The 13,723-nt window shown below is 65.2% G+C and carries 15 protein-coding genes; 4 read left to right on the top strand and 11 right to left on the bottom strand.

What is annotated here, in order from left to right; all coding sequences use genetic code 11:
• Positions 1-121: 121 nt before the first annotated feature.
• The gene (locus TX80_RS01110) at positions 122-1,699 is read left to right on the top strand and encodes an FAD-dependent oxidoreductase (RefSeq protein WP_049921020.1); all 1,578 of its coding nucleotides are present in this window, start codon (positions 122-124) and stop codon (positions 1,697-1,699) included.
• Positions 1,700-1,709: 10 nt separating this feature from the next.
• Here TX80_RS01110 and TX80_RS01105 read toward each other — a convergent pair whose 3' ends face one another.
• From TX80_RS01105 to TX80_RS01075, 7 genes are all read right to left on the bottom strand, one after another.
• On the bottom strand, positions 1,710-2,489 hold the full coding sequence (locus tag TX80_RS01105) for a hypothetical protein (RefSeq protein WP_049921017.1): 780 nt from the start codon (positions 2,487-2,489) through the stop codon (positions 1,710-1,712).
• An 84-nt stretch (positions 2,490-2,573) separates the two neighbouring features.
• Positions 2,574-3,197, bottom strand: coding sequence for a class I SAM-dependent methyltransferase (locus tag TX80_RS01100; RefSeq protein WP_049921015.1), 624 nt, complete (start codon positions 3,195-3,197; stop codon positions 2,574-2,576).
• A 112-nt stretch (positions 3,198-3,309) separates the two neighbouring features.
• On the bottom strand, positions 3,310-4,455 hold the full coding sequence (gene dnaJ, locus TX80_RS01095) for a molecular chaperone DnaJ (protein ID WP_049921013.1): 1,146 nt from the start codon (positions 4,453-4,455) through the stop codon (positions 3,310-3,312).
• Positions 4,456-4,616: 161 nt separating this feature from the next.
• Positions 4,617-5,660 (bottom strand): glycerophosphodiester phosphodiesterase family protein, encoded by a 1,044-nt coding sequence (locus TX80_RS01090; protein ID WP_049921012.1) that lies wholly within the window; start codon positions 5,658-5,660, stop codon positions 4,617-4,619.
• Between the two features lie 502 nt (positions 5,661-6,162).
• Positions 6,163-8,112 carry a molecular chaperone DnaK gene (gene dnaK / locus TX80_RS01085; protein WP_049921011.1) on the bottom strand — a complete coding sequence of 650 codons (1,950 nt, stop codon included), beginning with the start codon at positions 8,110-8,112 and terminating at the stop codon, positions 6,163-6,165.
• A 195-nt stretch (positions 8,113-8,307) separates the two neighbouring features.
• The gene (locus tag TX80_RS01080; RefSeq protein WP_049921010.1) at positions 8,308-8,745 is read right to left on the bottom strand and encodes an RNA-binding protein; all 438 of its coding nucleotides are present in this window, start codon (positions 8,743-8,745) and stop codon (positions 8,308-8,310) included.
• 63 nt (positions 8,746-8,808) lie between these two features.
• Positions 8,809-9,003: a hypothetical protein gene (locus tag TX80_RS01075; protein WP_049921008.1), complete on the bottom strand. Its 195-nt coding sequence runs from the start codon at positions 9,001-9,003 to the stop codon at positions 8,809-8,811.
• Positions 9,004-9,133: 130 nt separating this feature from the next.
• Between TX80_RS01075 and TX80_RS01070 the strand changes: the two genes are divergently transcribed.
• Complete coding sequence (locus TX80_RS01070; protein ID WP_049921007.1) at positions 9,134-9,358, top strand: hypothetical protein; 225 nt, start codon at positions 9,134-9,136, stop codon at positions 9,356-9,358.
• 40 nt (positions 9,359-9,398) lie between these two features.
• On the opposite strand, the gene TX80_RS01065 is transcribed toward TX80_RS01070, so the two are convergent.
• The 3 genes from TX80_RS01065 to TX80_RS01060 all read right to left on the bottom strand — a co-directional run bounded on the left by TX80_RS01065 (position 9,399) and on the right by TX80_RS01060 (position 11,539).
• The gene (locus TX80_RS01065; RefSeq protein WP_049921006.1) at positions 9,399-10,430 is read right to left on the bottom strand and encodes an aldo/keto reductase; all 1,032 of its coding nucleotides are present in this window, start codon (positions 10,428-10,430) and stop codon (positions 9,399-9,401) included.
• A 189-nt stretch (positions 10,431-10,619) separates the two neighbouring features.
• Positions 10,620-10,796 carry a hypothetical protein gene (locus TX80_RS19240; RefSeq protein WP_195893010.1) on the bottom strand — a complete coding sequence of 59 codons (177 nt, stop codon included), beginning with the start codon at positions 10,794-10,796 and terminating at the stop codon, positions 10,620-10,622.
• Between the two features lie 62 nt (positions 10,797-10,858).
• Positions 10,859-11,539 carry a type 1 glutamine amidotransferase domain-containing protein gene (locus TX80_RS01060; protein WP_049921005.1) on the bottom strand — a complete coding sequence of 227 codons (681 nt, stop codon included), beginning with the start codon at positions 11,537-11,539 and terminating at the stop codon, positions 10,859-10,861.
• A gap of 152 nt (positions 11,540-11,691) precedes the next feature.
• Between TX80_RS01060 and TX80_RS01055 the strand changes: the two genes are divergently transcribed.
• Positions 11,692-12,153, top strand: a complete 462-nt coding sequence (locus TX80_RS01055; protein ID WP_049921004.1) for an Hsp20/alpha crystallin family protein — start codon at positions 11,692-11,694, stop codon at positions 12,151-12,153.
• Positions 12,154-12,174: 21 nt separating this feature from the next.
• On the opposite strand, the gene TX80_RS01050 is transcribed toward TX80_RS01055, so the two are convergent.
• Positions 12,175-13,173, bottom strand: coding sequence for a DHH family phosphoesterase (locus tag TX80_RS01050; RefSeq protein WP_049921003.1), 999 nt, complete (start codon positions 13,171-13,173; stop codon positions 12,175-12,177).
• A gap of 226 nt (positions 13,174-13,399) precedes the next feature.
• Between TX80_RS01050 and TX80_RS18385 the strand changes: the two genes are divergently transcribed.
• Positions 13,400-13,723: twin-arginine translocation signal domain-containing protein (locus TX80_RS18385; RefSeq protein ID WP_154658580.1), on the top strand; the 324-nt coding region annotated here is incomplete at its 3' end.

The raw sequence follows: 13,723 nt of genomic DNA, 5'->3' as shown, positions 1-13,723 counted from the left end.
TTCTCCGCCTCGAGGCACACGACCGGAACCGATACGTGCGGGCGGTTCCTGTAGCGCCCGACCGATGACACCCCCGCTTCCTTTTGTCGTGAGTGTGGATAGCAAGAGCCGCTGATCCCCAATGTCGGACGCTACTGAACCCCTGTCCGGGTCCCCCCGAACGCAATCGCTGTGGCTGGCCACGACGCCGGAAACCGAGTACGACCCGTTCGAGGACGGGCTGGATGTCGACGTCGCCGTCGTCGGCGGCGGCATCACCGGCCTGACCGCCGCGATCGAACTGAAAGAAGCCGGCCGAACCGTCGCCGTCCTCGAGTCGGATCGCATCGTCGAGAGCACGACCGGCCACACGACGGCCAAACTCACCTCCCAGCACGGACTCGTCTACGACGCGCTCGTCTCCCAGTTCGGGCCGGAGCGAGCGAGACAGTACGCCGAAGCCAACGAAGCGGCGATCGACGCGGTCGAACGGCGCGTCGAGGCCGAGGACATCGACTGCGACTTCCGGCGGACGGAAGCGTACACGTACGCGGCGTCGCCGGACGACAGGGACGAGATTCGGACCGAGGCCGAGACGGCAAAGCGGCTCGGATTGCCGGCCTCGTACGTCAAGGAGACGCCGCTGCCGTTCGCGGTCGCCGGCGCGGTGCGGTTCGACGAACAGGCGGAGTTTCATCCCCGCAAGTACCTGCTCGCGATCGCCGAGGGGATTCACGGCGACGGGAGCTACGTCTTCGAGGAGACGCGCGCGCTCGACGTCGATCCCGGTTCGCCCTGTCGTCTCGAGACCGATCGCGGCGAGGTCGTCGCCGACGACGTCGTCGTCGCCACGCACTTTCCCTTCTTCGACCGGGCCGGCTACTTCGCGCGGATGCACCCTCACCGCGCGTATCTGCTCGCCGTCCGTATCGAGGGGACGCCGCCGAAGGGGATGTACTACAGCACCGCGTCGCCGCCACACACGATTCGAACACACCCCGCGCGGGACGCGATCGAAGACGGCGACGCGAACGGCGACGAGGAACTCCTTCTCGTCGGCGGGCAGAGCCACAAACCCGGGCTCGATGGACCGCCGACCTCCGAACGGTATCGTCGCTGCGAAGCGTTCGCCCGGGAGCACTTCGCCGTCGAGTCGATCGAGTACCGCTGGTCGACCATGGATTACTCACCGGTCGACCGGGTCCCCTTCGTCGGACAGATCGATCCGCTGGCCGAGCACGTCTACGTCGGCACCGGGTTCAAGGGCTGGGGAATGACCGGCGGCACCGCCGCGGGGATGATCCTCGCGGATCTGATCGTCGACGGATCGAACCCCTGGGCGGACGTGTTCGATCCACAGCGGGTTACCCCGAAGGCGTCCGCCAAGAGTTTTCTCGAGGAGAACGTGACGGTCGGCGGGAGCTTCGTCGGCGACCGGATCAGGACGCTGCTCGCCTCGCTGGGTGCTGCCGGCGATGAGGCCCCCGACCCCGGCGACGCCCGGATCGTCCGGCGGACCGGCCGTCCGATGGGAGTCTACCGCGACGAGGACGGAACGATCCACGCCGTTTCCGCGGTCTGTCCGCACATGGGCTGTCTCGTCCGGTGGAACGACGCCGAACGGACCTGGGACTGCCCCTGCCACGGCTCGCGGTTTACCCACGAGGGCGACGTCCTCTCGGGACCGGCGCTCGAGGGACTGCCCTACCGGACGCTATGACCGGCCGGTGCTACTCGCGCGTCCGGTCCGGGAGCGAGACCGCGTCCAGCGCGATCCGGTTGGGTTCGGGGACCGTCCCGTCCGAATCCGTGACGGCGTCGGTCCCTCGTTCGGCCGCTCCCTCCGCTTTCTCGTCGTTCTCGTCGTCGGTGAGAACGACGATTCCGTCGGCGAGCAGCGGCGCGAGGACTCCGGCGGCCACGGTTCGGGGATCGGAAAGCGGGGCTCGAACGACGACGCGATCACCCGTCTCGAGGTCGTAGTCGTCGGCGACCGCGGCGGCGGCCTCGAGGAGCGCGTCGTGGCTGACGGTCCGGTCGCCGTCGGTCAGGATCGACGTGTCCGGATCGATCTCGAGCGGCGGGAACGCGGGGTTCTCGCTCCAGATGCCGGCATCGAAGTGGTGAACGTCGGGTTCGTCGGGTTTCCCCCCGTAGCCGACCCGCTGTGCGCCACGGGGCAGGTCGTACTCGCCGGACTCGAGGTCCTCGACCGGGGCAACGAGCGCCCGGAACGCCTCCTCGTCGGCGAGGGCCGCCGGCGGATCGAACCGCGTGGTACCCTCGAGCAGCGTCGTCCCGAAGAACGCAAGCAACGCGAGCGGACCGTCGCCGACGACACCGACGGTGACGTCCCTTCGAACCCCGGCGTGTCGCAGGAAGTTCCCGGCCTTCCACGAGGTCGTACACAGCCAGTGGTGATCGAACTCCCGGCCCGTCGCATCGACGAGCGCCGTCCGATCGTCGCGGAGTTCACGCGTGAGCAACTCGTCGACTGTCGCGGCGGTCATACTCCTTTCTCGAGTCCGAGCCGAAAAAAGCGCGCCGACTCGATCGAACCCGGTCGGCGTCAATCCCCGTAATATGGCGGTCCGTTACCGGTCGAGCCGTGCGTCAATGATAACCCATGCCGGCTCGGCATCGTCGGAATCCTCCTCGAGCGGGTCGACGATGGTCCACTCGTCGACGACGGCGAACCCGGCGTTTCGCAGGTGATCGCGCGTCGCCGCCGCGCCGGCGAGATCCCACTGCATCTCGGCACCGCTCTCGAGCCAGTCGGGATTCGTTCCGCGCCAGTCGTCTTTGCCAACACACAGGAGCGCCCGCCCGCCGGAACACAGGAGCCGCGCGAACTCGTCGATGGTCGCCTGCCTGTCCTCGCGGGGAACGTGAATCAACGACCAGTAGGCGACGACGGCGTCGAACGAATCGGCGGCAAACGGCGGCGCTGCCAGATCACCCCGAACGAGCGCCGCGCCGGGAGCGTTCGCCGCGGCCAACGCGAGTTGTTCGCCCGAGAAGTCGAGTCCGACCGCGCTCGCGTTCCGGAGGACCGGCGTCCCCTGGCCACAGCCGGCATCGAGGACGGACGCCGCTTCGGGCAGCGACTCGAGAAAGCGCTCGAGTATCGCCGTGCTTCGGCCGTCGGTCGCCCGTTCGGCCGCATACACCGGTGCGACATCGTCGTATCCCCGACGAACGACATCCTTGTCGACCATGGCCAATCGGTTCAGAGGGATGGCAGATAAAATACACCCACCGGACGCTGATCGACGTCCGTGTGAGCGACGCAAAACGGGAGCGAGGAAACGACTGCGGGCCGTCCGCGTCTCAGAACGCCCGTTTGATCTTTTCGAAGAACCCTTCCGTCACTTCGATCTCGTCGCCGCCGGCCTCGGCGAAGGCCTCGAGGGCCTCGCGCTGTTCCTCGTTCAAACTTTCGGGCGTGACGACCTGCACCTGGACGTAGAGGTCGCCGGAGCCGCGCCCGCGCAGGCGGGGCATCCCCTTGCCCTCGAGGCGGAACGTCTCGCCGCTTTGGGTGCCCTTGGGGATTTCGAACTCGGCAGCGCCGTCCAGCGTCGGGACTTCGACGGTGTCGCCGAAGGTCGCCTGCGGGAACGAGATCGGCAGCCGATAGCGGAGGTCGTCGCCTTCGCGTTCGAACTCCTCGTGTTCGCGGACGGCGATATCGATCAGGAGGTCGCCGTGCCGACCGCCTTCGGGGCTTGGCGCGCCCTCGCCCTCCATCCGGAGGGTCTGGCCGTCCTGAATGCCGGCCGGCACTTCGACCGTCAGCGTCGCCTCGTTGCGGACGTACCCCTCGCCGCGACACTCGCTGCAGCGCTCGGAGTACAGCGTCCCCTCGCCCTCACAGCGGCGACACGGCGTCGTCTGCTGGACGCGGCCAAGCGGCGTCTGCTGGACCTGCGTCACCTGCCCGCGGCCCTGACACTCGGGACAGGTTCGGGCGTCCGCGTCCGGCGGGTGTCCCGCGCCGCCGCAGTTATCACACTCCTCGGGTCGTTCGACCGAGAACTGCTTTTCGACGCCCTCGTAGGCCTCCTCGAGATCGATCTCGAGTTCGGTCCGGAGGTCACGACCCTTGCGGGGGCGACGCCGACCGCGGCCGCCACCGCCGCCGAAGACCTGCTCGAAGATGTCGCCGAGGCCGCCGCCCATGCCGCCACCGCCCATGCCGCCGAAGGGGTCACCGGCACCGCTTTCGCCGGCGTCGAAGCCGTGTTTCTCGGCCTGCTCGTAGCGGTCGTGGCCCATCCGGTCGTAGGCCTGCCGTTTCTCCTCGTCGGTCAGGACCTGCTTTGCCTTCTGGATCTTCTTGAACTTCTCCTCGGCGTTGGGGTCGTCGCTGACGTCCGGATGGTACTCCGTGGCTTTCTCTCGATAAGCCTGTTTGATCTCCTCGGTGGAGGCGTCGGAACTCACACCGAGCACGTCGTAAAAGTCCTCGCTCATTCGTTGTCCAACCGATACTCGGTTGAGCCACTTGAAACGAACGTTCGACGGTCGGACCGTCGAGAACGTCACGGCCCACCCGGGCCGATGTCACGAACCGCCGTCCGGGACGGACAGCCACTGCGCAGCCGAGCAATCGGATCGAAAGTCGGCGATCGAGCTTACAGGGCACCCCAGCGGACGATCTCGCTGTAGTCGAGGAAGAGCCCGTCGGCCCCGGCATCGATGAGCTGTTCGACTTCGCGCCAGGTTTCGACCGTATAGACGTTGACGGGGAGATCGCGATCGTGGGCTTCGGCGACGATGTCGATGTCGGTTTCGTCGGCGTACGTCTCCGCGTCGAACATCGTCGTGTCCTGAATCATCCCCATCGGGGGATTGAGCGCGGCGAGATCGTACTTGTCGGCCATATCGAGGCCCTCCTGAACGGAGTACCACATGAGAAACGCCACGGGGAAGTCGTGGTCGATGTCGTTCTCGAGCGCCCAGATAGCTCCTTCCCAGAACGTCGACAGCAGGATCTCGTTGTCGTAGTCGGCCGCGATGTCGACCATCGTCTGGAGCCACTGCCACTGCTCGAGTTCGTCCTCGGGATGGTCGTAGTCGTGTGGATCGTCGCGGTCGTAGTGTTTCGGATCCGTCGCGCCCCACGCCCAGTTGAGTTCCTCGGCTCCGACCTTGATCTCGATGTTGACGCCCACATCGTCCGGGATCGTCTCCAGTGCTTCCTCGAGGGACGGCACCGTCTCCCCGCTCTCGAGGACCTCCGCCGAGAAGACCTCCTCGGAGGGCAGATCGTAGACCTGCCCCTCGGCGTCGGTCGCCTCCTCCAGATCGCGGTGGTGGTAGACCGCGATATCGCCGTCGGCGGTCGGATGAACGTCGAGTTCGATCCAGTCGGCCCTGCGCCGTTCCGCCTCGTCGTTCGGGTCGCCCATGGCGGCCTGTTCGAAGGCCCCGATGGTGTTTTCGGGATACATGCCGGCGAACCCGCGGTGGGCGATGACCGTCGCCCGGTCGTCGTACTCCGTCTCCTCGTCGGCGTCGTCCGTGGAGTCGTCCTCGGGATCGTCAGTCGGTTCTTCGCTGGAACCGTCGTCCGCCGGGTTCTCGTCGGAGTCGTCGTCCGAGTCCGCACACCCGGCGAGTGTGCTTCCAGCGACTACCGCTCCCGTTCCTGCAACGAACCGTCGGCGATTGAGCATACTCGATGTGTTTTCCATCTCGAAACAAGGTTTATATTTGACGCTGATATGTCTTTTTACTTTATTGAATAGGGAATTGGTAACACAGTGATATAACTACTCATCCGAATCGAAGACGCCGTGTATTATCGACATACCAATCGGCAACTCACAATATAGCTGGGAAAGATGTCCTCCCGCCCAATTCTTGCCACACAGATAATCAGCAGAGGTCGTGTCGTGGACGGATCTCCCACTCCCGAAGAGTTATCTGCGAGTACAGGACACACCCATCAGTTAATTTTCAGTATTCGATATCATAAATTTCTCCCTATTTACCGGGGAACTCGGTGTGGCGGTCATCGAAAGCTTCCCGGAGCCGTGAACGGCCGGAACGACCCCACCGACGGACTACCGGCGGCCGGTTCCAGCGACAGGCTCTCCGCTGACGGAACGCAGTGAACGAGTGAGACGCCACCGCAGCCAGAAGGGAATCGGTCGGCGATCCGCCGCGGTCGTCGGTTCAGTCCTCGTCGTCTTCCTCGAAGTCGACGTCTTCGAAGTCGGCGTCGACGAACTCCTCGTCCTCACCACCGGCAGCGCCGCCCGGACCGGGATTCGGGCCGCCGCCCATGCCGCCGGGACCGGCACCAGCACCGGCCGCACCGCCGGGGCCTGCACCTGCGCCGGCCGCGCCGCCCGGACCTGCACCGGCAGCGCCCTCGGCACCGGCTTCTTGGTACATCTGTTTGCCGATCTCCTGAAGTTCCGTGCTCAGTTCCTCGGTCGCCGCTTCGATCTCCTCGGCGTCGGCCTCGTCGTCGTCGATCGTCGCCTCGAGCTCCTCGACGGCGGCCTCGATCTGTTCCCGGAGGTCGTCGTCGACCTCTTCGTCGTTCTCCTCGAGCAGCTTTTCGGCGCGCTGGATCGTCGCTTCGGCGGTGTTGCGGGCCTCGATCCGCTGGCGCTTTTTCTCGTCTTCTTCGGCGTGTTTCTCGGCCTCGCGTTGCATCTCCTCGATCTCTGCGTCGGAGAGCCCGGCACCGCCTTCGATGGTGATCTCCTCCTGGTTGCCGGAGCCTTTGTCCTCCGCAGAGACGTTGACGATACCGTTCTCGTCGATGGAGAAGGTCACTTCGATCTGTGGGGTTCCAGCGGGGGCCGGCGGGATGCCGGTCAGGTGGAACTCGCCGAGCAGTTCGTTCTCCTCGGCGATTTCGCGTTCACCCTGGAAGACCCGCACCTGGACGGAGGTCTGGTTGTCCGCCGCCGTGGTGAAGATTTTCGACTCCTCGGTCGGAATCGTCGTGTTCTTCTCGATGAGACGTTCGAAGAGGCCACCCTTGACCTCGATCCCCAGCGAGAGCGGCGTGACGTCGAGCAGGACGATGTCGTCGACCTCGCCGCCGAGGACCCCGCCCTGAATGGCCGCACCCAGCGCGACGGCCTCGTCGGGATTGACGTTCTTCTGTGGTTCCTTGCCGGTCAGTTCCTCGACCTTCTCGGCGACCTGGGGCATCCGGGTCGAACCGCCGACGAGCAACACCTCGTCGATGTCGTCTTTGTCGTAGCCGGCGTCCTCGAGGGCCTGTTCGGTCGGTTCGACCGTGCGCTCGATGAGATCCTCGGTCAGCGACTCGAACTTGGCCCGCGTCAGGGCCTCCTCGAGGTGGATCGGGCCGTCGTCGGTCGCCGTGATAAAGGGCAGGTTGATCTCGGTTTCCTTGCGCGATGAGAGTTCGATCTTGGCCTCCTCGGCGGCGTCTTTCAGCCGCTGGAGGGCCTGCCGGTCCTCGCGGAGGTCGATCCCGTGCTCCTCCTCGAAGTTGTCAGCGAGCCAGTCGATGATCGCCTCGTCCCAGTCGTCCCCACCGAGGTCGTTGTCACCGTTCGTAGCGACGACCTCGTAGACGCCGCCGCCGAGATCGAGAATAGAGACGTCGAACGTGCCACCGCCGAGGTCGTAGACGAGGACGGTCTGGTCGGATTCGTCGTCGAGGCCGTAGGCCATCGACGCGGCAGTCGGCTCGTTGATGATGCGCTCGACCTCGAAGCCGGCGATCTCGCCGGCGTCCTTGGTCGCCTGGCGCTGTCGGTCCGAGAAGTACGCCGGGACCGTGATGACGGCGCGTTCGACTTCGTCACCGAGGTAGTCCTCCGCGTCGTGTTTGATCTTCTGGAGGATCATCGCCGAGATCTCTTCGGGCGTGTACTCCTCGCCATCGATCTCGACGGTGTAGTCCTCCTCACCCATGTGGCGCTTGATCGACTGAATCGTCCGCTCGGGGTTCTGGACGGCCTGGTTCTTCGCCGGCTTCCCGACGAGTCGCTCGTCGTCGTTAAACGCGACGACGGAGGGCGTCGTCCGTTCACCTTCGGCGTTGACGATGATTTCCGGATCGCCGCCTTCCATCACGGCGAAGGCACTGTTCGTCGTACCGAGGTCGATTCCGAGAATCTTGTTGCTCGCCATTATGGGGGCTATTATGCGCACTTTGTTTTAAGCGTTACTAGCCCGAGGCACGGGTCGAATAAAATCGCACACGCGTCGCTTTCGGCCCGCTATCCGTCGGTTTCTGCCGTCCAGGCCGACGCAAGCCAGCGGGCGACCCGAGCCGTTCGGATCGGAAACCGGCGCTGACCAGTCGTCGCGAAAGCGGTCCCGGACTCAGTCGTCGTCCCGCAGCCGTTCGAGAACCGTCTCGGCGTTCTCGACGGCTGCCGACTTGGTCGCGGGGTAGGCCTCGACTTTGCCCCGAAAGGTGATGCCGTCGCCGAGACGAACGTCCCCTTCGAAGGCGGCCTGTTTGTCCAGTCGCAGGAAGAGTTCGGTGTTTTCGGTGACGCGGTCGTCGAGTTCCGCGATCAGCCGGTCGAAGCTCTCGAGCGCCGTGAGACGCGAGAGCACGTGGCGAACGTCGTCGGCGTTCTCGACGCGCGCAGAGAGGACGAGAATGCGGTCGCCGTAGTGGCCTTCGCTCTCGGCGCGGTCGATCTCGAACTCCTCGGGCAGGAACGTTCGAAGCGCCTCCTCGACGCGCTTTTCGTCCTCGGTGGCGTAGCAGAACGTCCGTAAATCGACGTAGTGAAGCGGGATCTGTGGCATCTGCGGTCTGTCCGGTACGGTAACGGCTCGAGCGGCGGGGCCGACTCGAGCCCGGTCTCTCGGTTATTCCTCGTCGGTGTCGTCGGCCGCCTCGAGCGCGTCCTCGGGGACGCCGGCTTCCTGACCGTCGTCGAAGCTGATGGTATAGGTGACGTCGCCGAACATCGATTCCATCGTCTGGGTGATGGTTCCGGTCTCTCCGTCGAATTCGCTGTGTTCGTCGTGCAGAACGACGCGATCGTCTTCCTCGAAGCTCATAGTGGCAGTTCCCCGCCGGTTCGTAAAAAGGGACTGATTCACTGCGCACCGTCAGCTACGAGTCGAGACGACGACCGACACTAGTTGGATAGTCGAAGTGGTTATGGTAGTAAAGAGGACAGGAACGAATATGCTCGGATTGTTTGCCCTGATCCTCCCCGCCATCGGGGCGTACGCCGTCTACGTCGACGGCACGAATCGCGACATCGCCCATCCGATCGGCTGGGCGGTCTGTACCGCGGCGATCGGTTACCTGGTCAGTCCCGTGCTGATGGGACTGTACCTCGCTTTGTACCTGGTGTTGCACTGGCTCGAGGGAGTGTGGCAGTCCGGCCGGCCCGGCGTCGGTATCTGACTGTCACCGCGGCCACCCTTCGGCGGCCGGCGAGGCTGAATCAGGACCGGTGGCCCCAGCGCGCTCCCGACTCGTCGTAGCGGGCGTCGACGATCCGATCGAACTGCTCGTCCGAAAGCGACAGGTCGACGGCACCGACGTTCTCCTGGAGTTGGTCGACGGTCCGTGCGCCGACGATCGGCACGCAGGTAACCGACTGCTGTTCGATGAGCCACCGCAGCGAGACCTGTGCAGGCGTCGCATCGAGTTCGTCGGCGACCGATCGGATCTCGTCGAGCACGCGCCAGCCGCGTTCGGAGAGGTAGTAGTCCTCGAAACGATCGTCGAGCGAGCCACGCGCCCCGTGGGGTCCCTCGAAAGCAGTCGGGTCGTCCTCGTCGGCTCGCTCGTACTTGCCGGTGAGAAAACCGCCCGCAAGCGGCGAGTACGGACAGACAGCGAGGTCCTGATCGGCACAGACGTCGAGGTAGTCCGTGATATCGTCGCGGTAGCCGGCGTGAAACAGCGGTTGGGTCACGTCGAACCGCTCGAGGCCGTTAGCGTCGCTTTTCCACAGTGCCTTGGTCAGTTGCCAGGCGGCCATCGTACTCGCGCCGAGGTGATGGACTTTCCCCTCTCGAACGAGGTCGGTGAGCGTCCGCAGCGTTTCCTCGATGGGCGTCTCCTCGTCCCAGCGGTGGATGTAGTAGAGATCGAGGTAGTCCGTTCCCAGCCGCTCGAGGGTCCCCTCGATCTGGGCGCGGACGTGCTTGCGGCCGAGTCCGGAGTCGTTCGGCCCCGGCTCGCCCCGGCCGTCGAAGGGAAAGTAGACCTTCGAGGCGATCACGACGTCCTCCCGGTCGTGGTCGTCGAGCCACTCGCCGATGAACCGCTCTGACGTGCCGTTCGGCGTTCCGTAAACGTTTGCGGTATCGATGAAGTTGATGCCGTGGTCCCACGCGGCGTCGAGCAACGCGTGGGCTTGTTCGCGGTCGGTTTCGACGACGCCGCCGGTTTCGCGGCCGAACCGCCACGTCCCGAAACACAGTTGCGAGACCGTCGTCCCCGTCCTGCCGAGCGTGGTGTACTCCATACTGGAGCCACTGCTGCAAGCCCCAAAACCCTGCCGTGACCGGCAATCGGTGGCGGTCGGGAACGTCGCGGCTGCGACCGTGGCGGGTCAGGGGAAAGAGCGTGGGCGGAGGCGACAGTCCCGCCGCTCGAGGACGGTGTATGCTTCTCGCCCGTCGGCGGCGAGTCCGCGACCGTCTCGTCGGGCGGCTCAGCGGATGTTCTCGAGGGCGACGACGGTATCCGACATCAGCCACGCGTGTTCGCTCGTGACGTCTTCGATGCTCAGTGCGAAAAACGATTCGCGGCCGTCGTCGACGGTGATGCGGTAACTGCGACTCCGCAACGGATCGGCCCGTTCGGATGTGTTCGATTCAGCGGGGGCCACACACGCCCTCGGCAAGCCGTGCGTATAACGGCCTCGGTCCGGCCGTCACGGCGGTTGTCGACCTACACGTCCAGCTCCTCGAGCAGCGTCTCGGCCGCCGCACTCGAGGATTCGGGGCCGCGGGCGGTGATGAGATCGCCGTCGACGGTGACGCTTGTCTCCTGCTCGAGTTCGGCGTCCCAGTTCCCGCCGGCCGCTTTCACTTCGTCCTCGACCCAGTAGGGGAGTTTACGACCGCTGGGCATGCGGTCGTCCTCGTCGACGATGGTCTCTTCCCACGCGTTCGGGAAGCCGGTCACGTCGCGCCCGTTGACGATGAACGCGCCGTGGCTATCGCGCGCGAACCCGAGAATTCCCACCGCATGACAGACGACGAGCGCTTTGCCGTCGTCCCCTTCGACGGCATCGCGGAGCAGCCGCCGGGCGTCGCGGTCCTGGTTGACGTCCCACTCGGTGCCGTGGCCGCCGGGGAAAACGACGACGTCGTAGTCGTCGGCGTCGGCCCGTGCGGTCGGGATCGGGTCGTTCAACCGCTCGTCGGTCTCGTGGACTTCCTGGACGTGCTCGGCAGTGTCCTCGCCGACCTCCTCGGGGTCGATCGATCGCTCGTCGATCTTCGGCGGGTTCCCCGACGGGGTCGCGACCGTGATCTCGACTCCCGCGTTCGAGAGGCTCTCGAGCGGTTCGACACACTCCTCTCCCCAGTAACCTTCCTCGCTGACGACGAACAGTGCTTTCGTCATATCCGCTCCTAGGTGAACCAGCGTTAAAACCCCCAGCCAACCCATAGGTTCTGCTGCAATTCAACGGAGTAATTCGTTGGAAACACTGACCGTCACCCGGGCGGGGAGTGGTCTTTTTCGCCGCTGCCGTCCTACCTATGGGAAGAGAGACCATGGCAGAACGATCCGGGCCGTTCGACGGCATCAGACAACTGGTCGAGCGACTGAACAGCCAACTCGAGCAAGCGGCTCGCTCGTGGGATCTCGAGGCGGATACTCGAAGCCGCCTCGAGGAATCGATGGGCCGGTCGACGAGCCTCGATCTCGCCGACGAAGGCGACGCGTTCGTCGTTACTGTCGACGTTCCCGGCTACGAGACCGACGACATCGAGATTCGACTCTCGGGGGAGACGCTGTCGATCAGGGGCGAACGCGAACGGCGGACGGAACACGAAGCGGACGACGGGACCTTCATTCGCCGCGAGCGAACGGTTCAGTCGTTCAGCCGCCACGTAACGCTCCCCGCTTCCGTCGACGCCGACGGGGTCGATGCGACCGTCAATAACGGTATCCTGACGGTCCGGCTACCGAAACGGGAACCGACGGACGAATCCAGATCGATCCAGATCGAGTGATCGCGGTCGCGTCGCTGGAACTCACTCGTCGAGGTTCAACGCGTCGAAAAACCGCCGCGAAAGTCGGCTGCCGACGAACTCGAGGAGTTCGTCGACGTCGTCGGCGTCGTCCGCGAACAGGCCGAGTTCGATCCGGCCGCCGGCCATGTCGTGGTGGCCCCCGACCGTTCCGAGCTCGCCGAAGCCGCTGGCGAGGGTCTCGCCGATGTGTACTCGTGGATCGATCGAGCGGGCGCTCAGTCTGATCGCCTCGCCGACGATCCCGTAGACCAACACCGTATCAACCCCCTCGAGGTTGAGCAGATAGTCCGCCGCCTGCGGGAGCGCATCCGTTTCGGCCGTCTTGCCGGCGCTTGCGACCAGCGACGACCCGCGGCGTTCGCGGCTCGCGATCGCCTTCCCGATCGCATCGAGGGTGCCCGGGGAGAACGCGCTCCCGTAGAGTTGCTCGAGCACGTCCAGTTCCGCGTCGGGATAGACCGTCAGGGCGGCCTCGTACTCCCGTCTGGTCGGCTCCCGGACGAAATCCAGTCGCTCGCGATGGAGCGCGAACAAAAGCGCCGACGCGAGCCGGGCGGTCAGTTCGACCTCGAGTTCCTGCAAGTACTCGACGAAGATCGTCGCCGTCGCGCCGTATTTCGTCCGGACGTCCTCGAAACGGGCTTCGACCGACGACCCGGGATGGTGGTCGACGACGATGTCCGGTTCGATACGCGCCGGCAGTTCGGTGTTGCCGCCGGGCTGGCTGTGATCGACGAACCCGATCCGCTCGTGGGCCTCGACATCGGTGTCGTCGATCGGTCGGAGGCCGATATCGAGCATGTTGACGAACGCCCGGTTTTGCTGGTGGGAGATCTCACCACCGTAGGCGATCGTGACGTCGTCGACCTCACGCGCCAGTGCGATCGCCTCGAGCGCGATCGCGCTTGCGAGACAGTCCGGGTCCGGGTTGTCGTGACAGACGATCGCAAGCGACTCGGTCGTCTCGAGGACGGACGCGAGATCGGCCGCACGTGACATATTCGGGATACGGGAACGAGACGCTTGAATCCCGCGTCGCGTCTCAGAGCCAGCCGTCGAAACGGCGCTGCTGGGGCCGTATCCTGTTATAGTGGATCGATGAACATCTTTGGTGTCGTTCCCACCACGGAATAATTCGGCTGAACGGCTGCAGACCGCTTCTCACGGGGGAGAAACGCGCCTCGTTATTCAATAGTCATACACATCGAGTTGGTTATGTTACGCCATGAACCCGAGCACGGAGACCCGACGGCGGTTCTTGCAGACGGTCGGCGGTGCCGGTGTGGCGGGTATCGCCGGTTGTTTCGACGGCGCGCCGGAACTGAGTGAATCGGCGGACGGGGACACGCGGACCGAACGGACCGACGAGGCGGCGGAGGGACTGCCGGCGGCGACGGCTGTCGACGTCGACCGGATCGCCCGGGATCCGACCGACCTCCCGCCGCCGGTCGACCGGGACCGGCCCCGCGAACACGAGGTGACGATCCGGACCGAGCGGGTGACCGCCGAGATCGAGCCGGAGGTCACCTTCGAGTACATGACCTTCGAG

Origin of the sequence: Halopiger djelfimassiliensis (genome assembly GCF_000455365.1) — an archaeon.
In the GTDB taxonomy this organism is placed as follows: domain Archaea; phylum Halobacteriota; class Halobacteria; order Halobacteriales; family Natrialbaceae; genus Halopiger_B; species Halopiger_B djelfimassiliensis.
Note: the sequence above shows the minus strand (reverse complement) of the source record. Positions and strands in the feature narration are given on the sequence as shown.